Raw genomic sequence first — 24,366 nt, forward strand, 5'->3', positions numbered from 1 at the left:
TGCGATCACTTGCCGCGATTGAGTTGACGCAGCTTGCCCACCACCGCCGCCAACGCCCGCTCGAACAGCGGCTCATCGTCGAGGTTATGCAGCGCGCCACGCTTGAATGCCATCGCCAGTTGGCCGGCACTCTTCTCCAGGACCTTGAGCCCGGTACGGCCGACGAAAATATAGGTGTTGGCCGGCGCCATGATCGCCGTCAGCTTGCACCGCAGGGTGCCTGCCGGGCCCTGCTGGAACACGATCCAGTCACCGACGCGCAATTGGTGCACCTTGGCCAGGTCCGGATCATCCTCCGGCAGGCCCTCGACGGGATCGAGCGGCAGTACGCTGAACACAAAGGGTTCACGCACTTCGAGCCATCCATCGCCACCCTCGGGCGGCCGGACATGCAGGGTCTGCAAGCGCACAAAAAAATCACGGGTGCTGAAGGGGTCGAATGCAGCGCTGGTCAACCCGTCGCGCAGTGCCTTGAGCAACCCGGGCAACTGCTCCAGCAAGTGCACCCCGGCTTCAGTGTCTGCCGGCAGGCTGACACTCCAGATCAGCTCATCCATGGTGCGCAGCCCTGCTTGCCATTGCACCGACTGCTCGCCGTGCTTGAGGCTGGCCAGCAACAGCACCTGGCTCCAGGCCTGTTGCAGGAACTGCACCACCGCCTGCGGCAAAACCTTGCCCAGCATCCGTCGATTCAGTACCTCGGCCACCCGTGCCCGCGCCGCTTCTGTACGCACGCGCCCTTCTTCAGCATGGCGGGTGTGCTGTTCAAGCAATTCGCTGCGACGACGCTCATCGGCAGTGAACGCGGTGAATTCAGTCAGCAATTGGGAAAAAATCGCCGGATCTTCAACAAACTCATTGAGTAAACGCTGAACCACCTGCTCTATGCGCAGGTACAGGCTGTCGCGCTGGAAGTCATCGACCGGGCTCCAGCCCATGGCGGTGGTAGCGATTTCATTCAACAGGCGCCGCGCCGGATGACCGGGGCGACTGAAAAAACTCTTGTCCAGCACCGCCACTTTCAGCATCGGGATCTGCAGGCGGCCGATCAAGGCCTTGAAGGCGTCCGGCACTGCGCGGTCATTGAGGATGAATTCGAACAGCAGGGCGATCAGGTTGATCACATCTTCATCCGCATCCTCCACCACCCGCGACTTGCCACTCTTGACGCTGACGCGGGTAAGCAACTGCTCGAGCTGGTTACGCAGGTCGAAATCATCCTCGGCTTCCGGCTCCGGGACGTACTGCTGCAAATGGGATAACAGCCGCAACAGGTCGCGGGTGGCGATGGGCTGGGGTTCGGCACTGGCTTCAAGGGTAGGCGACACGCTACCGCGCACGACGGTCAACAACGCCTGCAAGGCGCTGAAGGCTTGCTGGCCATTTTCGTCGACGTGTTGGTCGGTGCTCGGCAATACCTCTTCACGCTGATGATCACGGGCGGCACGGCCACAGGGGCGGCGGGACGGCGCGGCCTTGAGTTCCGGCAACACGCCGGTCGCGACCAGCAGCTGATTGGCTTCACCGTACAGTTGGTCAGCATCACTGAGTACGTACTTTTCAAACAGCTTGAGCATGATCAGCTTGACGCGGATCTCCACGCCCAGGCTACGCCCGGCACGCAGGAAAAACTCGCACAGCAGCGCCGGACCCAGGGGGTTCTCACTGTCGTCCAGGCGATTGCCGAGCAAGGCACTCAAGCGTGCCGTGAGTTGCGACAGCGCCAGGCCGTCGCGGTGGCGCACCCGGCCCAGCATGGCCTCAAGCGCGACGGCTTTTTCCAGGTCATCCTTGGACGTGCCTGAGGCCGCGTCATAGGACACCACCGGCACCAACTGAAGTTCACCACGGCCCGCCAGCCCCAGGTTGCCAAAGGCTTCGAACAGCCGCTCCATGAACACGCGCTCGAAATTCTTGCGCTTGAGGCGCAGGTCGCGCATGGCTTCAAAGAAGATATGGTGGTCCACGTTGTTGCGGGCCTTGTCGGCCATTTCGAACAAGGTGTCGTCGGCGTTATCGAACAGTTCCTGTAAACCCTGCTGTAACTGCTGCGCCGCCTTGTCGCGAACCTGCAGCAGCACCACCGGCAGGCGCGCGAGCGGCGATGGCGTGGCTTGTGCCTTGTTGATTGGCACCACCTTTCCGTCATTGTGCATCCTGGCCTCCTGAAACGGCGGTAAAGCGTTGGGGAAAGATCGGGTACAGGCCCAATAAGGCTGTGGATAACCGGTTATCACCAGGACGTCAAAGCTATGACGCCAATTGCAAGGCGCGAGATTATCTTGCAAATGAGTGCCGTTGCGCCAGCAAACTCTGACATTGCGCTGTAAATGAGTGGTGAGCCTGGGTTCAAACGCACGCTGCCCCTATAATCGGGACACTTTGTTTGTGGAGCCTGTTATGCCGAACCTCCGTCTTGCCGACCTCACCGCCGAAATCGAAGCCAACGTGCGCCGCGCGCTCCTGGAAGACATCGGCAGCGGCGACATCACCGCACAGTTGATTCCGGCCGAACGGCTGGCCACGGCCACCATCATTACCCGCGATGCCGCCGTCATCGCCGGCACTGCGTGGGTGGATGCCGTATTCCGCCAACTGGACCCACGGGTCGCCGTGCACTGGCAGGTGGCCGACGGCGAACGTGTCAGCCCCAACCAGGCACTGTTCCACCTGGAGGGGCCGGCGCGCTCGCTGCTCAGTGGCGAGCGCTCTGCCCTGAACTTCCTGCAGCTGCTGTCCGGAGTCGCCACCCGCGCCCGGTTCCTGGCGGATTTTGTCGCCAGCACCCAGGTCAAGCTGCTGGACACTCGAAAAACCCTGCCCGGCCTGCGCCTGGCGCAGAAATACGCGGTGACCTGCGGTGGCTGCCACAACCACCGTATCGGTTTGTATGACGCGTTCCTGATCAAGGAAAACCACATCGCTGCCAGCGGCGGGATTGCCCAAGCCATCAGCGCCGCCCACAAGATCGCACCCGGCAAGCCGGTGGAAATCGAAGTGGAGAGCCTGGACGAACTGCGCGAAGCGCTGGCAGCGGGCGCCGACATCGTCATGCTCGACGAATTGAGCCTGGAAGATATGCGTGAAGCCGTGCGCCTGAATGGCGGCAAGGCCAAGCTGGAAGCCAGCGGCGGGATCAATGAAAGCACCCTGCTGCCTATCGCGGAGACGGGGGTGGACTACATCTCCATTGGTGCGATGACCAAGGATGTGAAGGCGGTGGATTTGTCGATGCGCCTCAGTATCTGAGGAGAGGGCAAGCGGTGAGCTTCAAGCTGCAAGAGGGCTGCGTTCCAACTTGCAGCTTGCAGCTTGAAACTTGCAGCAGCGTCTAAACGACCAGGTCATTCATCTCGCAATACTCTTCCCATTCGACACCCAGCACCTCGGCCGCCTCTTTGTGCAAGGCCAGCCGTGCCGCTTCGAACTCTTCCGGCGTCGAGGTGTACTTGAGGGTCAGTTCCCAAGGCTGGAAGCCCTGGCTCTCGGCCTCGTCCTCAAACGCCCACTGGATCTGGTCGCGCTGATCATCGGCGCTCAGGTCCTTGATCTCTTCTTTAAGCTGCGGCGACTCCTCAAGGTATTTTTCGAGGGCTGCTTGATGCCGAACTTCCTGGGTCATTTCAGTCGTGGTCATGTCGTTCTCTTAGATCGAGGAATGGGGATGCATCTGGGTCATCAAGGTTGCGCAGATACAAAAGAGCCGGCACACGTGCCAACTCGTCTGGCCTTCAGAACCATTCTGGGATCATCTGAAAACATTGCCTTTGAAGCAGTATTGCCTTTTTGCCCGAGACAGGAATCGAACCTGCGACCTTCGCGTTACGAGTGCGCTGCTCTACCAACTGAGCTACACGGGCGGTGGGCTAAAGCTAGCACCGCATCGGGCGTCCGGCAACTTACGCCCTTCAACGGGCAATGACCCCCTGAGCCCAGAAGCGTGGTTGCAGGTAGTTACCTTTGCGGTCCTGGTACTGCTGCTGGGCTTGTTGGAGGTGAGGCACATCGCGCACCGCGATAAACACCAACAGACCAACGGCCAACACACCCAAGGCTTTCCATAGGTTCCGCGCCAACGGCAGCACAGCGCTTGCTGGCACGCGCAACTCATGCAGCGCCATCAGCCAGCCCACCACCAGCGCCAACCAGACCTGGGAGTTGGGCATCACGATCACGCCATCGACCATGGACTGCACCAGCGTCCCCACCAACGCCGCAAACAGGCACAAGCGCAGCAGATCAACCCGCGCGGCGGACAGCGCTCGCTCGCGCAGCACAGCCAAGGTGGTCCAGCCGCCTCGCCATGCCAACACCGCCACGCACAGCGCCGAGGGCACACCCCATTCGCTGGCCCATTGCAGAATCGCCTGATGGGGATGAGCGGCAATCCTGTTGGCAATATCGGCAAAATGCATCGGCCCAAAACCAAGCCACGGGCGCTCGACAAGCATATGCCACGCCTGCCACCAGATCGGGCCCCGTCCCGACAGCGAGGTGGTGAGGCGATCTGCGGCATCACTGGTGAGTTCAATCCCCAGGTAACCCGCCAGCCCCGTGAATATCAGCCAATACAGCAACAGCCCAACCGACACCGCGACCAATTGCCAGCCCAGCCAGCGACGCCCCCATGGCCCAAGCAGCGCCAACACCACGCCCGCCACGCCCATGCCAAGCCAGGTACCCCGCGTACCGCCGCTGATTGCTATCAGCCACCAGACACACAGCAACGCAAACACCATCCCCCGCAAGGCGCGGGAGACATTGGGCATCAGCAAAGGCAGCGCCAGCAATGGCAAGGTAAATGTCTGAAACTGTCCGTAGAAACGCTTGTTGGAAAAGCCGGAGAGCAGTCGGTCAGGATCCAGCATGCGCTCGCCGCTGGTGAACGCCAGCGTACCGGCATACAGATACTGGAGCGACTTGATCAGGCACAGCAACACCACAACCAGGATCAGCACGCGATCCAGAGGCTCGCCGCCGTGACGACGAAGCAGGGCAAAGGCGACGGCAATCGCCGCGCAGCTGACAAACAGCGCCACTTCGGTGAGTGCCCACAGCGGCTGATGGGCCAGCGCCGAGGACAGCAGGCCCAGCACCACAACCAGCACAACGCCCCAGGCAGTGGGCCTGTCTACCCAAGGTTCAGTGGAGGTAACCGATAACCCATACAGCACCGCGCAAAACCCGATGGCAATTTGCATGACACGCTGTAGATCATGCCCGCCGAACGGTGCACAGATGCCGACACTCAACAGGCACACCGCTGCTACCAGGAAAACACCGCCTCGCTGCTGTACGGATAACACCATCGGCCACCTCTACTTCCCTGTGGATGGTTTAGCAGTTATGCGCCGTCGGCGCCGCAGCCCTTGCTGGCATATTTCGCTTCAGCGGTCGTCGCGCACTTCCAGCCGGCGGCGCTGCGGACCAGGGTGATGGTCTTGCCCAGCACCGGTGCCGGTGCGTCGAGTATTTCGCAGCTGATGGAGCCCGCCCCCGTGGCCACATCGCCTGCCACATCGATCTTGCAGTTGGCCGTAGGGCTGGTGCCGCCGATCAAGGCCACGGTAGGTACGGTGCCCTGGTTGATGGTGTCTTCGTAACCGGCCTTCAACGCGGCAATTTCAGCCAGGCCGGCAGTGAACTTGGCCTTGGCCTGGTGGGTGGTGTACATGGGCAGGCCGATGGTGGCCAAAATGCCGATGATTGCCACGACGATCAACAACTCGATCAAGGTAAAGCCTTTCTGACGTATCACATTCACTCTCCCGAATAGAACTCATGACAAGGCGCGTCCTGCACCCCGTTTTTGCAACGGCGCCAGTGTACTCACCCGCAAGCGGCCAATCGCGCTCAAGACGCACATTCTGACATTTTTATCCTGCGCCATCGGCATGCCCGAATCCGTCACCTGACTAAGCTATAAATCTTCGACAGCCTGTATGCGGAACCGCGACATGGACAACGCTTCAACGACTTACGCCTGGGAAGGCATCAACCGCAAAGGGCGCAGGGTGTCCGGGCAAACCAAGGGGCACAACGCAGCCCTGGTCAAGGCACAACTGCGCCAGCAAGGGATCAGCCCCGGTCGTGTGCGCAAGCAATCCCCGCTGCTGCCAAGCCTCACCCCATCAGTCAAAGCGGCTGACATCACGCTGTTCACGCGCCAACTGGCGACGCTGCTGAAGGCTGGGGTTCCACTCCTGCAAGCCTTCGACATCATCTGCGAAGGCGTCGACAATCGCGCTGTGCGTGAGCAGGTGCTGGGACTTAAACAGGCGATCGCCGCCGGCAGCAGCCTGGCTGAGGCATTACGCAAACAACCGCGTTATTTCGATGAGCTGTACTGCAACCTGGTGGCCGCCGGCGAACAGGCCGGGGCGCTTGAGACACTGCTGGAAAGGGTGGCGATCCACCGGGAAAAGAGTGAACAGCTCAAGGCCAGGATCAAAAAGGCCATGACCTACCCCATTGCTGTCCTGGTGGTTGCCAGCCTGGTCACCGGCATACTGCTGGTCCACGTGGTACCGCAGTTCCAGGCCCTGTTCGCCGGAGTCGACGGCAAACTGCCGGCATTTACCTTGCACGTGATCGCCCTGTCGGCGTTCATGCAGCACGCATGGTGGATGCTGGTATTGGGCATAGTCGCGGGAGCCGCTGGGCTGCGCCAGGCCTATCGGGCTTCGTCGAGCTTTCGCTACTGGCTGGACACAGGTTTGTTGAAAGCGCCCCTGGCAGGCAAACTGCTGACAAAATCCGCCGTGGCCCGCTACGCCCGCACGCTCTCCACGACCTTCGCCGCCGGTGTTCCACTGGTCCAGGCATTGGATTCAGTCGCCGGCGCCGTGGGAAACGGCCCGTTCAAACAGGCAATCGAACATATGCGTCACGATGTATCCAACGGTATGCAACTGAATCAATCCATGCTCAACAGCGGCCTGTTTCCCGGCATGGCGATCCAACTGACGGCGATCGGCGAAGAGTCGGGCACCCTGGAACACATGCTGGAAAAGGTCGCCAGCCACTATGAGTCTGACGTGGACAACCAGGTCGACAACCTCACCAGCCTGATGGAGCCATTGATCATGGTGGTGCTGGGGGGCATCGTCGGTGCGCTGGTCATCGCCATGTACCTGCCGGTCTTCCAGCTGGGGAGTGCATTTTGAGCCTGCTGCTGAACGAGCACCCATTGGCCTTTGTCACCATCGCGCTGTTACTGGGGCTGATCGTCGGCAGTTTCCTCAACGTGCTGGTCTGGCGCCTGCCAAAAATGCTCGAACGGGAATGGCGTGCCCAGGCCCATGAAGTGCTCGGCTTGCCTGCCGAACCTGGCGGGCCGACCTACAACCTGATGCACCCCAACTCATGCTGCCCACACTGTGACCATCCCATCCGGCCGTGGGAAAATATCCCACTGCTCAGCTACCTGATGCTCAGGGGGCGCTGCGCCCATTGCCAGGGAGCCATCAGCCCCCGCTACCCTTTCACGGAACTCGCCTGTGGGTTGATCTCGGCCTGGGTTGCCTGGCATTTCGGCTTTGGCTGGCAGGCCGCAGCGGTGCTGGTGTTGAGTTGGGGGTTGCTGGCAATGAGCCTGATCGACGCAGACCACCAGTTGCTGCCTGATGTGCTGGTGCTGCCATTGCTGTGGCTGGGGCTGATCGTCAACAGCTTTGGATTACTGACGACATTACCCGACGCACTATGGGGCACCGTGATCGGCTACATGAGCCTGTGGAGCGTGTTCTGGCTGTTCAAGCTGGTCACCGGCAAAGACGGCATGGGCCACGGTGATTTCAAGTTACTGGCCTTGCTCGGCGCCTGGGGCGGCTGGCAGATATTGCCGATGACACTGTTGATGTCGTCGCTGGTGGGGGTGTTTGTCGGGTTGATCCTGATGCGCCTGCGCAAGACCCCGGCGTCCACGCCGATGCCGTTTGGTCCGTATCTGGCAATTGCCGGCTGGATTGCATTGCTCTGGGGTGGTCAAATAACCGACTTCTATTTGCAGTCTGTCGGTTTCAGATGACCACTCCTGTTGCAACACCTTGGATTCTCGGCCTCACCGGTGGCATCGGCAGCGGTAAAAGTGCGGCAGCCCAGCACTTTATCGACCTGGGCATTGACCTGGTGGACGCCGATCACGCCGCGCGCTGGGTGGTCGAACCCGGCCGGCCGGCGCTGGCCCGCATCGCCGAGCATTTTGGTGCCGGCGTATTGCAGCCTGACGGCCAGTTGGACCGCGCCGCGTTGCGCAAGCTGATCTTTGAGGTGCCCGAAGAGCGCCGCTGGCTGGAAGCCTTGCTGCACCCGTTGATTGGCGAGGAGATTCGCAGTCACCTGGCTCGCGCCCGCTCGCCTTACGCGATCCTGGTGTCCCCGCTGCTGATCGAATCCGGCCAGTACAGCATGACCCAGCGCATCCTGGTGATCGACGTGCCGCAATCGCTGCAGATTCAGCGTACCCTGCAGCGCGACGGCATCAGCGAACAACAGGTTCAGGCAATTCTCAAGGCACAGTCCAGCCGTGAAGACCGCCTGACCCATGCCGATGACGTGCTGGTCAATGACCAGGATCTCGCCTGGCTGCACAGCGAGGTCGAGCGACTGCACCACTTTTACCTTACTTTGCGTGGAGGCCGATCATGAGCCAACCCTTGACCGTCGACTGCCCAACCTGCGGTGCACCCGTGGAATGGAATGCAGCCAACCCCAACCGGCCGTTCTGCTCGGACCGTTGCAAGCTCATCGACCTGGGCGCGTGGGCCGCCGAGGAACACAAGATCCCCGTGGCGCCGGATGCCGAAGACGAGCTGTTTTCCGAAGACTTGCCGCCGCGCCACTAAGGCCGCATAAAGGCGTATTCCTGCTGGTCGTCGAGGTTTTCTGCGAGGTATTGCAGCTCGTCGGCCAGGTCTTCGAAGCTGCGTACGCCCTTGCTCTGCTGCACCACCGCGCTGAGCATGGCGCGCAGGGTCAAGCCCGGGTCGAAACCGATTTCCTGTGCCGCATCCTGGCTCCTGCGCAACTCCTGCCGTGCCCACTCGTACACACTCATGATTCGTGCTCCCGCCTTGCCTAGGAAAATTTCGCAGAGCATGGGCCTGCTCGGCTGCGCGGGATTTGATCTGGGTCAACGCTGCGATTCGTCATCCTTCCAGGGCGCCGAGAGGTAGCGTGTGCGGTTGAATGTCTCCAGCCATTCCGGACAAAACACCACCAGGGCGCTGATCACCATGCCGTTGATAAAGGCTTCGGGGAAGATGATCAGCCACAGGTAGCCGACGAAATCCTCCAGCCATTCAGGCATGGCAAAACGACCGTCGAACCACAGCAACCCCAGCCCCAGCAGCAGGCAAAACAAGGCCGACAACGCGGCAGCAAAAAAACCGGAGCAGAAGATATACACGAAGGGATTGCGCGGCTGCGCTCGCTCGACCACAAGTGCACAGCCTTCGGTGACCAGCACCGGCAGCACGATCAGCAGCAGGCCGTTGACGCCAAGGGCTGCCAGGTCCTGGCGCCCAAGCAGCATTAACCCGAACTGGGCGGCAAAACCACCAACGATGGCCAGGGGCCAATCCAACAGCAGGGTTACGGCGGTCATACCGATAAAGTGATAGGACACGCCGGTATCGAAATCCCGTCGTACCAGCCACAACATGAACAGTGCGAACACCGTACCGAACAGCAAATGCTGGCGCCGCCGGTCGGCAAACAACTCGACCCAGGGCGAACGCAGGATCGCCCACAGCAGTACCGGTGCATACAACAGCCAGCCGATGCCGAGGGTTGTGGGCGCCAGCACTGCGGCACTGATCACGGCTTCACCTGCTCCAGGGCCTGGCGCAATTCGACAGCGGTGCCGTATTCATTTTGGGAAACCAACTTACCGTTATCCAACTGCAGCCACAGCACTTTATCCGCCGCCGCGGGATAACGCGGGGCGATACGCGCATCACGGTCCAGCATGACGCGGTAGTTGTAGGATTGCATGGCCGGTACCGCGAACAATTTGGCGATCAGTCGAGGCATGCGCTGGATGTCAGCGACGAACACCGCATGCCGCGCTTCGAGGTAGCCTGCAGGTTGGCCTTGCAGCGCCGCGTCGACCAGCTTGGCCGCGTCCATGCTGCGCGCCACCAACAGAATCCGTGCCTGGTTATCGAGGGTATAGGCTTGGTCGAATTGATCGAGCAAGGTCCAGGGAGCGAGGCGTTCGCCCACTTCAACAGCCTGTGCCCATACCGGCAAAAGACTCAGCAACATCACCACCAGACACTTCACCGCACGCTCCTCATAAGGGGGTAATTACGCTTGAAAGGCCAGTCTACACCCTGGCTTTTGCAGCAGGACTTCCTGCGGTCATCATTTGGACGCTAAGCTGCAGGCATGGATGACTCAGATTATTTGCGCCTGCTCACCGTAGCAGCCGAACAAGCCAATGCGTTCCTGTCCAATGCCCGCAAATGGGAGCGTGAGCGTTGGGTCTGCCAGCGCCTGTTGCAAGGCTTGAATGTGCCCTACCGCGCCGAAGAGTTTCACCCCGCCGGGCAAGAACCACCCGACGTGCTGTTTCGCGATGCCAGTTTCGAGGTGTTTTTCGTACTCGATGAAGGGCGCCGCCTGAACGACGAATGGCGTGACGAGCTGTTGCGTCGACGCAGTGCATTCTCCCTGAGCCAGCTGGTGCGGCGCGAAGCCAAGCCGCGGCGCATCCCCGCCCATGAATTCCTGCTGCGCCTGGCGCCCACGTTGCGCAAGAAGGCCCACAACTACAAAGAGCGCGGGATGGACCTGGGCGAATTGGATATCGTCGCGTTCACCAGCCTCAAGCGCGAAGTGCTCGACCTCAACAGCCACTTCCCCCCACCCACCGAATACTTGCGCCAGGGCTGGCGCTCGCTGTCGCTGGTGGGGCCGACGTTTGCCCGGGTGCTGTTCGCCCACCCGGACGCGCCGGATTTCTTGCGCAACAACCTGGGGCGCAGCATAGTGTTCGATGTGGGCATCAGCCTCTGATCCCCCACTGTAACGTGGCGCCCTTTTGCAACGTCTACCTGACGAGGCCTTATATGACCAGCCGCCTGAACCCCGACGACCAACAGCATGTCGAAGAGTACCTGCAACTCTCCCAGAACCGAGTCGAGCGCAGGCCTTTCCGGCCGTGGCTGCTCCTTGGTGTGGTGCTGGTGGTGGTGATCGGGCTCGGCCTGCTCAGCCGCCTTTTGAGTTACCTGACGCTATGAGCTGCCTGGCGCTCGCGAGGGTAACTGCTCCGATTTCCTTTAGCCTTGCGAGATACCCCCATGACCCATCGTATTATTATCGTCGGCGGCGGCGCCGGCGGCCTGGAGTTGGCTACCCGCCTGGGTAAGACTCTGGGCAAGCGCGGCACCGCCAGCATCACGCTGGTGGACGCCAACCTCACCCATATCTGGAAGCCTCTGCTGCACGAAGTCGCAGCCGGCTCACTCAACTCTTCGGAAGACGAACTCAATTACGTCGCCCAGGCCAAATGGAACCACTTCGAGTTCCAACTGGGGCGCATGAGCGGGCTCGACCGTGAGCAGAAGAAAATCCAGCTGGCCGCCACCCTCGACGAAGAAGGCCGCGAGCTGGTGCCCGCGCGCGTGCTGGGCTATGACAGCCTGGTGATTGCGGTGGGCAGCACCACCAATGATTTCGGCACCGAGGGCGCGGCGCAGCACTGCCTGTTCCTCGATACCCGCAAGCAGGCCGAGCGTTTCCACCAACAGCTGCTCAACCACTATCTGCGCGCCCATGCCGGGCAGACCGATGTGGTGGAAAAGATCAGCGTCGCCATCGTCGGTGCGGGTGCAACGGGCGTCGAGCTGGCCGCAGAACTGCATAATGCGGCCCACGAGCTGGCTGCGTACGGCCTGGACCGCATCAAGCCGGAAAACATGCACATTACCCTGATCGAAGCCGGCCCTCGTGTACTGCCTGCCTTGCCGGAGCGGATTGGCGGGCCTGTGCATAAAACCCTGGAGAAGCTCGGGGTGACGGTGCTGACTAACTCAGCGGTCAGCGAAGTGACCGCCGACGCATTGATCACCAGCAGTGGCCAGGTGATCCCTGCCAGCCTCAAGGTATGGGCCGCCGGGATTCGTGCCCCGGCTTTCCTCAAGGACATCGATGGCCTGGAAACCAACCGCATCAATCAACTGCAAGTGCTGCCGACGCTGCAAACCACCCGCGATGAAAACATCTTCGCCTTTGGCGACTGCGCCGCCTGCCCGCAACCGGGCACCGACCGCAATGTGCCGCCACGGGCCCAGGCCGCGCACCAACAGGCCTCGTTGCTGTCCAAGTCATTGAGACTGCGTATCGAGGGCAAAGACCTGCCGGCGTACAAGTACACCGACTATGGGTCGCTGATCTCGCTGTCGCGGTTCTCGGCGGTGGGTAACCTGATGGGCAACCTGACCGGCAGCGTGATGCTGGAGGGTTGGCTGGCGCGGATGTTCTATGTGTCGCTGTACCGCATGCACCAGATGGCGCTGTATGGCTTCTTCCGCACGGCGATGCTGATGCTGGGCAGCAAGATTGGACGCGGGACTGAACCGCGCCTGAAGCTTCACTAACAACAGGGTCCCTTGCGGGACTGGCCAATGTGGGAGGCTTGCTCCCTCCCACATTGGTTGTGTGTTGGACTTGAGATAATTCCAGGCAAAAAAAATCCCCGTATCTTTCGATACGAGGATTTTTAATATGGTCGGGGTAAGGGGATTCGAACTCCTGACATCCTGCTCCCAAAGCAGGCGCGCTACCGGACTGCGCTATACCCCGGTAAAAAAAAGGCGACCTTTCAGTCGCCTTCTTCGATCAGCGCTTTTGGCCTCTGATCTTAAGATTCGATTCCAGCGTTAACTGGTCTCAAAAATGGTGGGTCGTGTGGGATTCGAACCTACGACCAATTGGTTAAAAGCCAACTGCTCTACCAACTGAGCTAACGACCCAAATATGGTCGGGGTAGGGGGATTCGAACTCCCGACATCCTGCTCCCAAAGCAGGCGCGCTACCGGACTGCGCTATACCCCGGTTTGAAATTGGCTCCGTGACCAGGACTCGAACCTGGGACCCAATGATTAACAGTCATTTGCTCTACCGACTGAGCTATCACGGAACTACATATTTCAAAGTACAACTTTTGCTGCTGTGTAACCTTCTCTTCGACCCTGTCCGTATCGCTACGTTAGCGTCTCTGAGGCGCGCTATTCTACAATCTTAAAAACCCCTGTCAACCCTTTAAATTGCTTTTAAGACAATGATTTGCGCTTCTTTCTGATTTCTTCTTGGGGAGAAGAAACCCGTGGGCTGACGTTGCTGCGGGGCGCACTTTACAAGCCTTTGCCTTACAGTTCAACGCCCTATCGAAAAAAAAGGCCCTGGGATGCAGGGCCTTCTCTTATTGCAGTGCAATCCGGGCTCAGTGGAAGACGATTTCGTCGTTCTCCACAGTCGCCTCGACGCTGGTGCCCGGCATAAAGCTGCCCGACAGGATCAACTGCGCCAGCGGGTTCTCGATCCAGCGCTGGATCGCACGTTTCAAAGGCCGTGCACCATACACCGGGTCGTAACCGACCGCGATCAGCTTGTCCAACGCCTCACGGCTCAGTTCCAGCGACAACTCGCGCTCCGCCAGGCGACCGCGCAGACGCCCCAGCTGGATCTCGGTGATGCCCGCGATCTGATCCCGCGCCAATGGCTCGAAGATCACCACTTCGTCGACCCGGTTGATGAATTCCGGACGGAAGTGCGTGGTCAACGCATCCATTACAGCAGCGCGCTGGGCCTCACGATCACCTACCAGTTCCTGGATCTGCGCCGAGCCCAGGTTGGAGGTCATGACGATCACCGTGTTGCGGAAGTCCACAGTGCGCCCGTGGCTGTCCGTGAGTCGTCCATCTTCCAGCACTTGCAGCAAGATGTTGAACACGTCCGGGTGAGCCTTCTCCACCTCATCCAGCAGGATCACCGAGTAAGGCTTACGCCGCACGGCCTCGGTCAGGTAACCGCCCTCCTCGTAGCCCACATAGCCTGGTGGAGCCCCGATCAGGCGAGCCACCGAATGTTTCTCCATGAACTCGGACATGTCGATCCGTACCATGGCCTCTTCAGTATCAAAGAGGAACTCGGCCAGGGCCTTGCACAGCTCGGTCTTACCCACACCGGTCGGGCCGAGGAACATGAACGAGCCGCTCGGACGGTTCGGGTCGGACAAGCCGGCGCGGGAACGCCGTACCGCGTTGGACACCGCCACGACGGCCTCTTCCTGGCCGATCACGCGCTGGTGCAACAGGTGCTCCATCTTCAGCAGCTTGTCACGCTCGCCTTCAAGCATTTTCGACACCGGGATGCCGGTCCACTTGGACACGACTTCGGCGATTTCTTCCTCGGTCACCTTGCTGCGCAACAGCTGATTTTCAGCCTTACCGTGCTGGTCGACCATTTGCAGGCTGCGTTCCAGGTCCGGGATCACCCCGTACTGCAACTCGGCCATGCGGTTCAGGTCGCCTTTACGACGTGCGGCTTCCAGCTCCTGGCGCGACTGCTCGATCTTTTGCTGGATCTGCGCAGAGCCCTGTACTTCGGCTTTTTCCGAGGTCCAGATTTCTTCGAGGTCAGAATACTCGCGCTCCAGACGGACGATTTCTTCCTGAAGTTTCTCCAGGCGTTTCTTGGCTGCGTCGTCCTCTTCTTTCTTGAGGGCCTGGGATTCGACTTTCAGTTGAATCAGGCGACGATCCAGGCGGTCGAGCACTTCCGGCTTGGAGTCGATCTCCATGCGAATGCGGCTGGCCGCTTCGTCGATCAAGTCGATGGCCTTGTCCGGCAATTGACGGTCGGTAATGTAGCGATGGCTCAACTTGGCCGCCGCAATGATCGCACCGTCGGTGATCGCCACTTTATGGTGGACCTCGTAGCGCTCTTTCAGGCCCCGCAGGATCGCGATGGTGTCCTCTTCGCTCGGTTCTTCCACCAGGACTTTCTGGAAACGCCGCTCAAGGGCCGCATCTTTCTCAATGTACTGGCGATATTCGTTAAGCGTAGTAGCACCGACACAATGCAACTCACCCCGCGCCAAGGCGGGCTTGAGCATGTTGCCAGCATCCATGGAGCCCTCGCCTTTACCGGCGCCGACCATGGTGTGCAGTTCGTCGATAAACAGAATGATCTGCCCTTCCTGCTTCGACAGTTCATTAAGCAGGGATTTCAGGCGCTCTTCGAATTCACCGCGGAACTTGGCACCGGCGATCAATGACCCCATATCCAGGGACAGCAGGCGCTTGCCTTTAAGGCCGTCCGGCACTTCACCATTGATGATGCGTTGGGCCAGGCCTTCGGCAATCGCGGTTTTACCCACGCCAGGTTCACCGATCAACACCGGGTTGTTCTTGGTGCGACGCTGCAGAACCTGGATGGTGCGACGAATTTCATCGTCACGGCCGATCACCGGGTCAAGCTTGCCCTCTTCGGCACGCTTGGTCAGGTCGACGGTGTACTTGTCCAGGGCCTGGCGCGACTCCTCGTGGTTAGGGTCATTAACCGCATCACCGCCACGCAGGTTGTTGATGGCGTTTTCCAGGGCTTTCTTGCTGACACCCTGGCCAAGCAACAACTTGCCAAGCTTGCTGTTCTCGTCCATGGCGGCGAGCAGCACCAGTTCGCTGGAGATGAACTGGTCACCCTTCTGCTGGGCCAGGCGGTCGGCCTGGTTAAGCAGGCGCGCCAGATCCTGCGACATATTCACGTCGCCGGTAGGGTTTTGGATTTTCGGCAGTTGGTCGAGCTCTTTGCTCAACTCCTTGCGCAGGCTGTTGACATCAAAGCCCACCTGCATCAGCAAGGGCTTGATAGAACCACCTTGCTGTTCCAGGAGTGCCTGCATCAAGTGCGCAGGCTCGATGGCCGGGTGGTCAAGACCCACCGCCAAGGATTGGGAGTCCGATAAGGCCAACTGCAATTTGCTGGTTAAACGATCAATACGCATTAGTCACCTTCCTTTTGAGCAGGCCGGAGCTATAAAACATCCTGAATGAAGAAACCTGCCAGATACCCTTATAGATGGGGTGGATTCTGGAAGATTCAAGCGAGCGGCGGTTGATATGGATCAGCGTTGACCCAGATCAGCAGAGTCTAGCGCTCAAGCCAGATAAGGGAGGCAAAACGTCCGGTGCGGGGGCTGCGCCGGTACGAAAAGAAGCGCGGGTCGGTCACGGTGCAGAAGCCACCACCATAAACCGCGGTGACGCCCCGCGCAGCAAGGCGCAGGCGGGCCAACTGATAGATGTCGGCCATGAATTTGCCGGGATTGCGGCTTGGTACAAAGGCTTCGGCAGTTGTCGGCAGGTGCTGCATGAAGGCTTCACGCACTTCAGGGCCAACCTCAAAGGCTTGCGGGCCAATCGCCGGGCCCAGCCATACCAGGATGTCCGAAGGCTCTGCGTCAAGGCTTTCGAAGGCTGCCTCCAGCACGCCCGCCGCCAGCCCACGCCAACCGGCATGAGCCGCAGCCACACGAGTGCCGGCACGGTTGCAGAACAACGCAGGCAGGCAATCGGCGGTCATCGCGGTGCAGGCGATGCCGGGGGTGCTGCTCCAACTGCCGTCGGCTTCGGCGGTGCGGCCAGGATCGGCCTCGACCACATCCACGCCATGGACCTGGCGCAGCCAGGCCGGCTGGATATCAAAGGCTTCGGTAAGGCGACGGCGATTCTCAAGGACGGCCTCAAGACTGTCCTCAACGTGATCGCCCAGGTTAAGGCTGTCGAACGGCGCCTGGCTGACGCCGCCCGTTCGGGTAGTCACACAGGCTTTCACCCCGACAGGCGCGGGCCAGTCAGGAATCAGCCAGTCATTCATCCGACAAACGCCTCGCGATCCTGCTTGAGCAGCGACAGCAACCAGACAAAATCGTCTGGAAGTGGCGATTCCCAGCTCATGCGCTTACCGCTCGTCGGATGGTCCAGCTCCAGGAAACGTGCATGCAAGGCCTGGCGCGGGAACGTCTTGAGCGATTCGACCATGGTCTGGCTCGCCGCAGGCGGAATGCGGAAGCGGCCGCCATAGGCCGGATCGCCCACCAACGGGAAGTTGATGTGGGCCATATGCACGCGAATCTGGTGGGTACGACCGGTTTCCAGCTTGACCCGCACATGGGTGTGGGAACGGAAACGCTCGAGCACGCGGTAGTGGCTCACCGCCTGCTTGCCGCCTTCCATCACCGCCATACGCTGGCGCTGCTGGCCGTGGCGACCGATCGGAGCATTGATCTTGCCGCCAGCCACGACCACACCGATCACGATGCATTCGTAGATACGACTGACGCTACGGCTCTGCAATTGCGTAACCAGTTGCGTCTGCGCCTGAATGGTCTTGGCCACCACCATCAAGCCAGTGGTGTCCTTGTCCAGACGGTGCACGATGCCGCAACGCGGCACGTTGACGATGTCGGGGATGTGGTGCAACAGGGCATTGAGCAAGGTACCATCAGCGTGCCCGGCCGCCGGGTGAACCACCAGGCCTGCGGGTTTGTTGATGACCAGGATGTCGTCGTCTTCATAGACGATGTCCAGCTCGATGTCCTGGGCGACCCATTCTCCCTGGGCTTCCTGCTCGGCAGTCAGCTCAAGAATCGCACCGCCATGGACTATGTCTCGCGGGCGGATAACCGCTCCATCCACAGTCAGGCGGCCGTCTTTGATCCAGGCGGAAAGGCGCGAGCGCGAGTGCTCAGCGAATAATTGTGCGGCGACTTGATCGAGGCGTTGGCCGCCCAATTCGGACGGCACCTCTGCGCGAAGTTCAATTTTATCGGACATGCTCAGACTAGGCGTGGCACAGCCTTTGGTTTCGGCTGCGCGCTTGTGGTTAAATACGGCGTCTTTTGCCCCGAGGCTTTCAACGGGGCGCTCATCATAACAGGACGGCCCCGCCCAAGACAGCGGCCGTCATAGGGACGCAAGCCGCCATGCAAGTGAAACACCTGCTGCTGATCGCCATCCTCGCCATGACTGCTGCTTGCTCGTCAACAAAGGAAGTCGTCGACGAAAACCTGAGCGAAGTCGAGCTGTACCAACTGGCACAGAAAGACTTGGACAATAATAGCTACACCAGCGCCACAGCGAAGCTGAAGGCCCTGGAGTCGCGCTATCCGTTCGGGCGCTACGCCGACCAGGCCCAGCTTGAGCTGATCTACGCCAACTACAAGAACGCCGAGCCGGAGGCTGCGAAGTCCGCCGCCGAGCGCTTCATCCGCCTGCACCCGCAACACCCGAACGTGGACTACGCCTACTACATGAAGGGCCTGACCTCGTTCGACCAGGATGTTGGCCTGCTGGCGCGCTTCCTGCCGCTGGACATGACCAAGCGAGACCCAGGCGCCGCCCGTGACTCCTACAACGAGTTCGCCCAGTTGACCAGCCGCTACCCAAACAGCCGCTACGCGCCGGACGCCAAGCAGCGCATGATCTACCTGCGTAACCTGCTGGCTTCCTACGAAATCCACGTGGCCCACTACTACCTGACCCGCCAGGCGTATGTAGCTGCCGCCAACCGTGGTCGTTATGTGGTGGAAAACTTCCAGGAAACCCCTTCCGTGGGTGACGGCCTGGCGGTGATGACCGAGGCTTACCAACGTCTGCACCTGGACGACCTGGCCAGCACCAGCCTGGAAACCCTGAAGCTCAACTACCCTGATCACCCGAGCCTGAAAGACGGCCAGTTCGTGCCTCAGGTTGCCGAAGCGGACAACCGCTCGTGGCTGAGCAAGTACACCCTGGGCCTGATCGAGTCGCGGCCGCCGTTGCCGCCGGGCGAAACTCGCGCCAACCAGGACGTGATCAAGCAGTTCCAGGATGCCAAGGAAGCCATTCCTTCGGACCTCAAGCCGCACGATGAGAACGGCGACGTGATCGAAGAAGAAGAGCCGCAGGCCCTGGGCAACAACCAGGACCGCTCGTGGTTCAGCTACATGACCTTCGGTGTGTTCGACTGAGCCTGTCGACGCAACGCAAAAAGGAGCCTTTCGGGGCTCCTTTTTTATGGGCAAGGATTATTGCGCTGTGCGCCTGCCACGTCCTTGGCTAAACTGGCGCATTCCTTATCGAGAAACCGCCCATCATGCTTCGTCTTCTGTTCTGGATTGCCGTTATTGCTGCCGCGGTATGGTTCTGGCGCAAATTCAAAAGCCCGACCGCCAGGCAGCAACGCACCAGCGAGCCCGGCGCTGCGTTGATGGTGCGCTGCGCACACTGCGGCGTGCACTTGCCACAGGATCGCGCCCTGAGTTCGCGCCAGGAGTGGTATTGCACCCAGGCGCATCTGGAGCAAGGACCGAAGTCTATCCAGCGTTGATCCGACCTTCGGGGGCATAGGGTGCCGGATCGATGATCGGCGCACGCTCCAGTAGCAAATCAACAAATAACTGGCACGATGCCGGCGCCAGGACCAACCCGTTGCGGTAATGCCCGCAGTTGAGCCACAGCCCGTTGAAGCCGGGTACCCGACCGATATAGGGGATCCCCTCCGGCGAGCCGGGCCGCAAGCCGGCCCAATGCCCCACCACTTCGGCGTCGGCCAGAGCGGGAATCAGTTCCACAGCCGAAGCCTTGAGGCTTTCCAGCGCGGTGTCGGTTGGCGTCTTGTCGAACCCCTCATGTTCCAGCGTGCTGCCGATGAGGATGTGCCCATCGCGCCGAGGGATCGCATAACGCCCTTTGGCCAGGACCATGCTCGACAGGAAGTCCGACGCGCATTTGTACAAAATCATCTGCCCCTTGACCGGCTCTACCGGCAGCGCCAAGCCCAGTGTGCCGAGCAACTCGCCGCTCCACGCCCCCGCGGCAAGCACCACCTGATCCCCCAGAATCGGCCCCTCTGCCGTATCCACGCCCACTACGTTGCCGCCATCCAGAACAAAACCGGTCACTGCGCACTGTTCGTGAACGGTCACGGCAGGCAGGGCCAATAGCGCGGCCTTCAGGGATTTGACCAGGCGCGGGTTGCGCACGTTGGCCACGTTGGCCATATAGATCGCCTGGGAATACCCGCCACCCAAGACAGGAACCGCATCATGGGCGGCAGACACATCGACCTTGCTCAAAGGCCGCCCTTCACGAGCAGCCCAGTCCAGCGCCTCGGCTTCATCGTCCAGGTCCAGCCAGTACAACCCCGTGGTATGGACCTCCGGATCGACACCGGTAGCGGCAAACAGCCGCTCAGCCAGTTGCGGATAAAAATCCTGGGACCAATGGGCCAACGCTGTGACCGCCGGGCTATAGCGCCACGGATACAGTGGCGAAACAATGCCTCCGCCCGCCCATGACGACTCCTGCCCCACACCGGCACGCTCCAGCAGGATCACAGCCTGCCCCTGGGTTGCCAGATTGAACGCCGTCAACAAGCCGATGACTCCGCCACCGACAATCACCACTTGCTGTTGCTTAGCCATCATTTGATCCAGTCGATAAATAGGAATAAACGCGCCCGGCGCCCAATCATCCAGCACCCTCATCATTGCCCCCAGCATGTCTGGCGCGACATTTCAGGTGCCGCCCCCGGATTGCCACGCGCACCGCTGCTGTCCAGGCTGAAGTCACCGCAAGGGTCGCCGGCCATCAACGAATCGGCGCCCGGTGTAGCAACCAGGTAGAAATCCTGAGGGTTCAACGCTGCGGTGATTCTATAGCGATCATTGCCCGTACTGACGCCGCTTGCGTCAATAAAAGTGCCGTTCCTCATATGAAACCGCTCCAGGTGCTGAGCCTGCTCGGTCAACAGCGCGACGATTTCCGCGCGATAGACCTTTTTCACATGGCCGGTGTACCCGGGGTAAGCGATTCCGGCCAGAAACGCGATGATCGCCACGGCGATCAATAGCTCGATCAGGGTAAAACCCTGGCTGTCCATGCCCATTCCATTGCTCCTTATTGAAGTTGCCGCCACGAAACCCGCCGAAACCGCGAGCCGCTCTCGTCCTCCACCCGCGCATATACGCTCTCCAATACGGTGCGCGATTGACCACTGAGCCCGACCGCTGTTACCCGGTACAACGTCGCCAGGGCTTGCGGCGGCACATGCGGCAGCCCTGCACCAGGCCCCAGGGACTGAATACCGTACAGCCCACCCTTGATGGCAACCCAGTTAACCGATGACACAGGATGGGGACCGGCACCCACCACCGAAAACGCTTCATCCGGTGGCCCGCAGGCAGCGATCGACTGGCACTGCGGCAAGGCCGCGCCCTTTCGCCTCACACCTTGCTCGCCCAGCCTCAAACCACTTTCTGCGGTTTGCAGCGACTGGTTGCGGTGCCACAGGCTACCGGTGATCTTTTGCTGGGTGACCGCCCCCTGTATCGAAGACAGGCCGATCAACGACAACAGCAGCAAAAACACCAGGCTTATCAGCAGAACCATCCCCCCCTGCCGCGAAGAAACACCCCCAGCAAACACCATGGTCGCCCTAGCCCACACGGTTTCGCAGCGCCGCCACGACGCTGTAGGTTTGATCTTTTACCCGCCCCGTCGGGTCTTGCAGCGTCATGCGGATGCGCACACTGCGGATCAAGGACTCATCGGTCGGGATAGCGTCATAACGCACAACCCGAACGGATACCGGGCTGGCAGCCACGCCGAAACTGACATCGAAAGCCCGTACGTTATCCACCAACACAGCCCTGGCCGGCGAGGCAGGCGTGCTGACCTTCAACTGGCCCGCCTCAAAGGTGTAGGTCAGTTGCCGAATCGCAAAACGAATCTGCCCGGGAGCAGGCGCAGGTGAGCTGCCTGAATAGGCTTGGGCGCCAGCAGTGCAGTCGGAGAGCACCGTCCAGTCAGGCCTGCCGCCGCCCACATCGGCAGTGACCAGCGTCAGCGACTTTGAACTGCCCCCGGCATTCCAGCTGACTGGCCTTTCAAAGGCTGGCGGGGCATTCTCGATAAAGGCCGTGGCCAAGCAGCCAAACATGCCCGCCTGGCGAATGTCCCGGATCATCTTGCCCAGCACAAACCGCGCATCATCCTGCAGCAACATGGCCGCCTGCTGGCTGGCGTGGGTCGCTCGGGAATTGATCAGCACCTGGCTCCCGCCAAGCACCAGCACCAAACCGACGGCCAGGGCCAGCAACAATTCCACCAGGCTGAAACCTCTAACCCGATGCCTCATTGCATCACCCCCGGCTCATTGTCGATGCGACTGGTCAGGGTGAAGGTTTCCCGCGCGCCAGGCGTGTTTGCACCCCGGCTGTCATCCCAACTGATACTGACAGTCACTTCATCTGCACTGACCGCCACGGAGCCTTTGCCGCTCTCCCCGGCAAAACCGCGAATATTGGCCTCGAAATCATGCAGGTCCACGTCACGCACGCTGGTGGTCGCGGTACTGGCCGGCGCTCGAGCGCCACGACGCAACGAATAGTCGGCACCGGAATTGGCACGGATTCGGTCGAGCATATCGTAGGCGATGAAACTGGCCTGGCTGGTCATCCTCGAACTGTCGGTGTACTTGAGGGCGTTGAGCTGGAGCATCACTGCCCCTAACAGCCCGACGGCGAGAATCAGCACCGCCACCAGCACTTCAATCAATGTCATGCCGATTTGGCACCGAGGAAAAGTCAGGAAGAAACAGGTTTTCAGGCAGGCAGGCATTACCGTCGTCATCCGTGTCGAGGGCCGAAAAAAGCAGGAAAACCCTGCTGTGCCCCCCAAGACTAGCGTCGGTTTTTCGCCGGCGCTGGCTACGGAACAAAGGGAAATACTTTGGACATAAAGGCCATCATTCGACACTCCGAGCCGGACGCTATACCTATGTCTCAACCCTGTATGTACACACGCCCACGGAGGGACGGCCTATGGAGCAACGAGGTTTCACCCTGATCGAACTGCTGCTCGGACTGATCGTGAGCGGCATCCTGGCGCATCTGGCTACGCCCAGTTTCACCAGCCTGCTGGAATCACAGCAGCGACAAAGCGCGGCGCAATCACTGACAAACGGATTTCGCTTCGCACGCACTGAAGCCATCACGCGTAACCGCGCGGTGGTCATCCACGCACTGGACGATGACTGGAGCCGGGGTTGGCGGGTCGTGCTGGATGTAAGCGGGCGTGGCCATCTGGACGACGACAACCCGGTGTTACTGGAGCGCCAGGGCAGTGGACGGGTGCCGATCGTCGGGAATGGACCGGTCAAAAGCCAGGTACGCTTCAGCGGATTGGGCGAGCCGGTATTTGCTGGGGGAGGTTTTCGTGCCGGCACTGTACATATATGCGCCACGGACTCGGTACAGAGCCTGTACCAGGTAGTGCTGGCGCCCAGTGGGCGCATCAGCCTGCGCAGCGATAGAGCCGAACAGGCGTTGTGCCGAAGTTACTCCGGCACCCTGGCATTCAGAGCAGCGAGCGAACCCGCAGCTCCTTGGGCATGGAGAAAGTGATGTTCTCTTCACGACCGGCCAACTCATCGGCGCCCGTAGCCCCCCATGCATGCAACTGCTGGATGACGCCGCGCACCAGGACTTCCGGGGCCGAAGCGCCCGCCGTGATGCCAATACGCTCGACACCATCGAACCAGCTGCGCTGCATATCTTCAGCACCGTCGATCAGGTACGCCGGTGTCGCCATGCGTTCGGCCAATTCGCGCAGGCGGTTGGAATTGGAGCTGTTAGGGCTGCCGACCACCAGCACTACATCGCATTCATCGGCCAACTGTTTGACTGCATCCTGGCGGTTTTGGGTGGCGTAGCAGATGTCGTCCTTGCGTGGCCCACCAATGGCCGGGAAGCGGCTGCGCAGCGCGTCGATGACGCGGCTGGTGTCGTCCATGGACAAGGTGGTCTGGGTCACGAACGCCAAACGCTCAGGGTTGTGAACCTGCAAGCTGGCGACGTCTTTTTCGTCTTCCACAAGGTAGATGGCGCCACCATTGCTGCCGTCGTATTGGCCCATGGTGCCTTCGACTTCCGGGTGGCCGGCATGGCCAATCAGGATGCATTCGCGACCATCACGGCTGTAGCGCGCGACTTCGATATGTACCTTGGTGACCAGCGGACAGGTGGCGTCGAATACTTTCAGGCCACGGCCAGCCGCTTCGGTACGCACTGCCTGGGAAACACCGTGGGCGCTGAAGATAACGATAACGTCGTCCGGCACCTGCTCCAGTTCTTCGACAAAGATGGCTCCACGTGCGCGCAGGTCTTCGACCACGAACTTGTTATGGACGACCTCATGGCGCACATAGATCGGCGGCCCGAAGACTTCCAGGGCGCGGTTGACGATTTCGATCGCCCGGTCCACGCCGGCGCAGAAGCCACGGGGGTTGGCGAGTTTGATTTGCATGCTG

At 60.5% G+C, this 24,366-nt stretch carries 27 protein-coding genes and 5 tRNA genes; 11 read left to right on the plus strand and 21 right to left on the minus strand.

The window, feature by feature from the left end:
* Positions 1–5 precede the first annotated feature (5 nt).
* Entirely contained in the window at positions 6–2,156 is a 2,151-nt protein-coding gene (locus tag BLQ09_RS24295) for a DUF1631 domain-containing protein (RefSeq protein ID WP_092358804.1), read from the minus strand.
* A 244-nt stretch (positions 2,157–2,400) separates the two neighbouring features.
* Here BLQ09_RS24295 and nadC point away from each other — a divergent pair, with 244 nt between their 5' ends.
* Positions 2,401–3,249, plus strand: coding sequence for a carboxylating nicotinate-nucleotide diphosphorylase (gene nadC, locus BLQ09_RS24300; protein WP_027604881.1), 849 nt, complete (start codon positions 2,401–2,403; stop codon positions 3,247–3,249).
* Between the two features lie 82 nt (positions 3,250–3,331).
* Here nadC and BLQ09_RS24305 read toward each other — a convergent pair whose 3' ends face one another.
* From BLQ09_RS24305 to BLQ09_RS24320, 4 genes are all read right to left on the minus strand, one after another.
* Positions 3,332–3,637 (minus strand): DUF6388 family protein, encoded by a 306-nt coding sequence (locus tag BLQ09_RS24305; RefSeq protein WP_027604882.1) that lies wholly within the window; start codon positions 3,635–3,637, stop codon positions 3,332–3,334.
* Between the two features lie 150 nt (positions 3,638–3,787).
* Positions 3,788–3,860: transfer RNA gene (locus BLQ09_RS24310), tRNA-Thr, on the minus strand.
* Positions 3,861–3,908: 48 nt separating this feature from the next.
* Positions 3,909–5,309 carry an O-antigen ligase family protein gene (locus tag BLQ09_RS24315; protein WP_027604883.1) on the minus strand — a complete coding sequence of 467 codons (1,401 nt, stop codon included), beginning with the start codon at positions 5,307–5,309 and terminating at the stop codon, positions 3,909–3,911.
* Between the two features lie 35 nt (positions 5,310–5,344).
* Positions 5,345–5,755 carry a pilin gene (locus BLQ09_RS24320; RefSeq protein WP_027604884.1) on the minus strand — a complete coding sequence of 137 codons (411 nt, stop codon included), beginning with the start codon at positions 5,753–5,755 and terminating at the stop codon, positions 5,345–5,347.
* Positions 5,756–5,957: 202 nt separating this feature from the next.
* On the opposite strand from BLQ09_RS24320, the gene BLQ09_RS24325 reads away from it, so the two are divergent.
* The 4 genes from BLQ09_RS24325 to yacG are packed head-to-tail and all read left to right on the plus strand — an operon-like array spanning position 5,958 to position 8,846.
* Positions 5,958–7,166: a type II secretion system F family protein gene (locus tag BLQ09_RS24325; RefSeq protein WP_092358806.1), complete on the plus strand. Its 1,209-nt coding sequence runs from the start codon at positions 5,958–5,960 to the stop codon at positions 7,164–7,166.
* Positions 7,163–8,029: a prepilin peptidase gene (locus BLQ09_RS24330; protein ID WP_092358808.1), complete on the plus strand. Its 867-nt coding sequence runs from the start codon at positions 7,163–7,165 to the stop codon at positions 8,027–8,029. The genes BLQ09_RS24325 and BLQ09_RS24330 overlap by 4 nt, the downstream gene beginning before the upstream one ends.
* Entirely contained in the window at positions 8,026–8,649 is a 624-nt protein-coding gene (gene coaE, locus BLQ09_RS24335; RefSeq protein ID WP_092358810.1) for a dephospho-CoA kinase, read from the plus strand. Before BLQ09_RS24330 ends, coaE begins: the two co-directional genes overlap by 4 nt.
* Positions 8,646–8,846, plus strand: coding sequence for a DNA gyrase inhibitor YacG (gene yacG, locus BLQ09_RS24340; RefSeq protein WP_027604888.1), 201 nt, complete (start codon positions 8,646–8,648; stop codon positions 8,844–8,846). The genes coaE and yacG overlap by 4 nt, the downstream gene beginning before the upstream one ends.
* On the opposite strand, the gene BLQ09_RS24345 is transcribed toward yacG, so the two are convergent.
* From BLQ09_RS24345 to BLQ09_RS24355, 3 genes are all read right to left on the minus strand, one after another.
* A complete protein-coding gene (locus tag BLQ09_RS24345; RefSeq protein ID WP_003171680.1) occupies positions 8,843–9,058 on the minus strand; it encodes a hypothetical protein in 216 nt (71 codons plus the stop codon). The two genes, yacG and BLQ09_RS24345, sit on opposite strands and share 4 nt — an antisense overlap.
* 75 nt (positions 9,059–9,133) lie before the next feature.
* Positions 9,134–9,823, minus strand: coding sequence for an energy-coupling factor ABC transporter permease (locus BLQ09_RS24350; RefSeq protein ID WP_092358812.1), 690 nt, complete (start codon positions 9,821–9,823; stop codon positions 9,134–9,136).
* Positions 9,820–10,287: an FAD/FMN-containing dehydrogenase gene (locus BLQ09_RS24355; protein ID WP_092358814.1), complete on the minus strand. Its 468-nt coding sequence runs from the start codon at positions 10,285–10,287 to the stop codon at positions 9,820–9,822. Before BLQ09_RS24355 ends, BLQ09_RS24350 begins: the two co-directional genes overlap by 4 nt.
* A 105-nt stretch (positions 10,288–10,392) precedes the next feature.
* Here BLQ09_RS24355 and BLQ09_RS24360 point away from each other — a divergent pair, with 105 nt between their 5' ends.
* Genes BLQ09_RS24360 through BLQ09_RS24370 form a run of 3 tightly spaced genes read left to right on the plus strand, consistent with a single transcriptional unit; the run spans position 10,393 to position 12,608 of the window.
* Positions 10,393–11,022, plus strand: coding sequence for a DUF1780 domain-containing protein (locus BLQ09_RS24360; RefSeq protein ID WP_027604891.1), 630 nt, complete (start codon positions 10,393–10,395; stop codon positions 11,020–11,022).
* Positions 11,023–11,075: 53 nt separating this feature from the next.
* The gene (locus BLQ09_RS24365; protein ID WP_043293437.1) at positions 11,076–11,249 is read left to right on the plus strand and encodes a DUF3094 family protein; all 174 of its coding nucleotides are present in this window, start codon (positions 11,076–11,078) and stop codon (positions 11,247–11,249) included.
* Positions 11,250–11,309: 60 nt separating this feature from the next.
* On the plus strand, positions 11,310–12,608 hold the full coding sequence (locus BLQ09_RS24370) for an NAD(P)/FAD-dependent oxidoreductase (protein ID WP_092358816.1): 1,299 nt from the start codon (positions 11,310–11,312) through the stop codon (positions 12,606–12,608).
* A gap of 128 nt (positions 12,609–12,736) precedes the next feature.
* Here BLQ09_RS24370 and BLQ09_RS24375 read toward each other — a convergent pair.
* From BLQ09_RS24375 to rluD, 7 genes are all read right to left on the minus strand, one after another.
* Positions 12,737–12,813 (minus strand) — tRNA-Pro (locus BLQ09_RS24375).
* Positions 12,814–12,907: 94 nt separating this feature from the next.
* A tRNA-Lys gene (locus BLQ09_RS24380) sits at positions 12,908–12,983 on the minus strand.
* Between the two features lie 5 nt (positions 12,984–12,988).
* A tRNA-Pro gene (locus BLQ09_RS24385) sits at positions 12,989–13,065 on the minus strand.
* Between the two features lie 9 nt (positions 13,066–13,074).
* A tRNA-Asn gene (locus BLQ09_RS24390) sits at positions 13,075–13,150 on the minus strand.
* Positions 13,151–13,453: 303 nt separating this feature from the next.
* Complete coding sequence (gene clpB, locus BLQ09_RS24395; protein ID WP_027606841.1) at positions 13,454–16,018, minus strand: ATP-dependent chaperone ClpB; 2,565 nt, start codon at positions 16,016–16,018, stop codon at positions 13,454–13,456.
* Positions 16,019–16,164: 146 nt separating this feature from the next.
* Entirely contained in the window at positions 16,165–16,890 is a 726-nt protein-coding gene (pgeF, locus tag BLQ09_RS24400) for a peptidoglycan editing factor PgeF (RefSeq protein WP_092358818.1), read from the minus strand.
* A complete protein-coding gene (rluD, locus tag BLQ09_RS24405; RefSeq protein ID WP_027606843.1) occupies positions 16,887–17,849 on the minus strand; it encodes a 23S rRNA pseudouridine(1911/1915/1917) synthase RluD in 963 nt (320 codons plus the stop codon). The genes pgeF and rluD overlap by 4 nt, the downstream gene beginning before the upstream one ends.
* A gap of 149 nt (positions 17,850–17,998) precedes the next feature.
* Here rluD and BLQ09_RS24410 point away from each other — a divergent pair, with 149 nt between their 5' ends.
* Both BLQ09_RS24410 and BLQ09_RS24415 read left to right on the plus strand, forming a co-directional pair.
* Entirely contained in the window at positions 17,999–19,024 is a 1,026-nt protein-coding gene (locus tag BLQ09_RS24410) for an outer membrane protein assembly factor BamD (protein WP_027606844.1), read from the plus strand.
* Between the two features lie 125 nt (positions 19,025–19,149).
* Complete coding sequence (locus BLQ09_RS24415) at positions 19,150–19,383, plus strand: PP0621 family protein (protein ID WP_027606845.1); 234 nt, start codon at positions 19,150–19,152, stop codon at positions 19,381–19,383.
* Here BLQ09_RS24415 and thiO read toward each other — a convergent pair.
* The 5 genes from thiO to pilV all read right to left on the minus strand — a co-directional run bounded on the left by thiO (position 19,370) and on the right by pilV (position 22,676).
* Positions 19,370–20,479 carry a glycine oxidase ThiO gene (gene thiO / locus BLQ09_RS24420; RefSeq protein WP_092358883.1) on the minus strand — a complete coding sequence of 370 codons (1,110 nt, stop codon included), beginning with the start codon at positions 20,477–20,479 and terminating at the stop codon, positions 19,370–19,372. The two genes, BLQ09_RS24415 and thiO, sit on opposite strands and share 14 nt — an antisense overlap.
* Positions 20,480–20,541: 62 nt before the next feature.
* A complete protein-coding gene (locus BLQ09_RS24425) occupies positions 20,542–20,943 on the minus strand; it encodes a type IV pilin protein (RefSeq protein WP_092358820.1) in 402 nt (133 codons plus the stop codon).
* 11 nt (positions 20,944–20,954) lie between these two features.
* A complete protein-coding gene (locus BLQ09_RS24430; protein ID WP_092358885.1) occupies positions 20,955–21,485 on the minus strand; it encodes a PilX N-terminal domain-containing pilus assembly protein in 531 nt (176 codons plus the stop codon).
* Between the two features lie 7 nt (positions 21,486–21,492).
* The gene (locus BLQ09_RS24435; protein ID WP_092358822.1) at positions 21,493–22,194 is read right to left on the minus strand and encodes a prepilin-type N-terminal cleavage/methylation domain-containing protein; all 702 of its coding nucleotides are present in this window, start codon (positions 22,192–22,194) and stop codon (positions 21,493–21,495) included.
* Complete coding sequence (gene pilV / locus BLQ09_RS24440; protein WP_092358824.1) at positions 22,191–22,676, minus strand: type IV pilus modification protein PilV; 486 nt, start codon at positions 22,674–22,676, stop codon at positions 22,191–22,193. The genes BLQ09_RS24435 and pilV overlap by 4 nt, the downstream gene beginning before the upstream one ends.
* A 203-nt stretch (positions 22,677–22,879) precedes the next feature.
* On the opposite strand from pilV, the gene BLQ09_RS24445 reads away from it, so the two are divergent.
* A complete protein-coding gene (locus BLQ09_RS24445) occupies positions 22,880–23,461 on the plus strand; it encodes a GspH/FimT family pseudopilin (protein ID WP_092358826.1) in 582 nt (193 codons plus the stop codon).
* Here BLQ09_RS24445 and ispH read toward each other — a convergent pair.
* Positions 23,415–24,362: a 4-hydroxy-3-methylbut-2-enyl diphosphate reductase gene (gene ispH, locus BLQ09_RS24450; RefSeq protein ID WP_027606852.1), complete on the minus strand. Its 948-nt coding sequence runs from the start codon at positions 24,360–24,362 to the stop codon at positions 23,415–23,417. The genes BLQ09_RS24445 and ispH overlap by 47 nt on opposite strands.
* Positions 24,363–24,366 lie beyond the last annotated feature (4 nt).

This window comes from Pseudomonas sp. NFACC25 (genome assembly GCF_900100935.1).
Lineage (GTDB): Bacteria > Pseudomonadota > Gammaproteobacteria > Pseudomonadales > Pseudomonadaceae > Aquipseudomonas > Aquipseudomonas marginalis.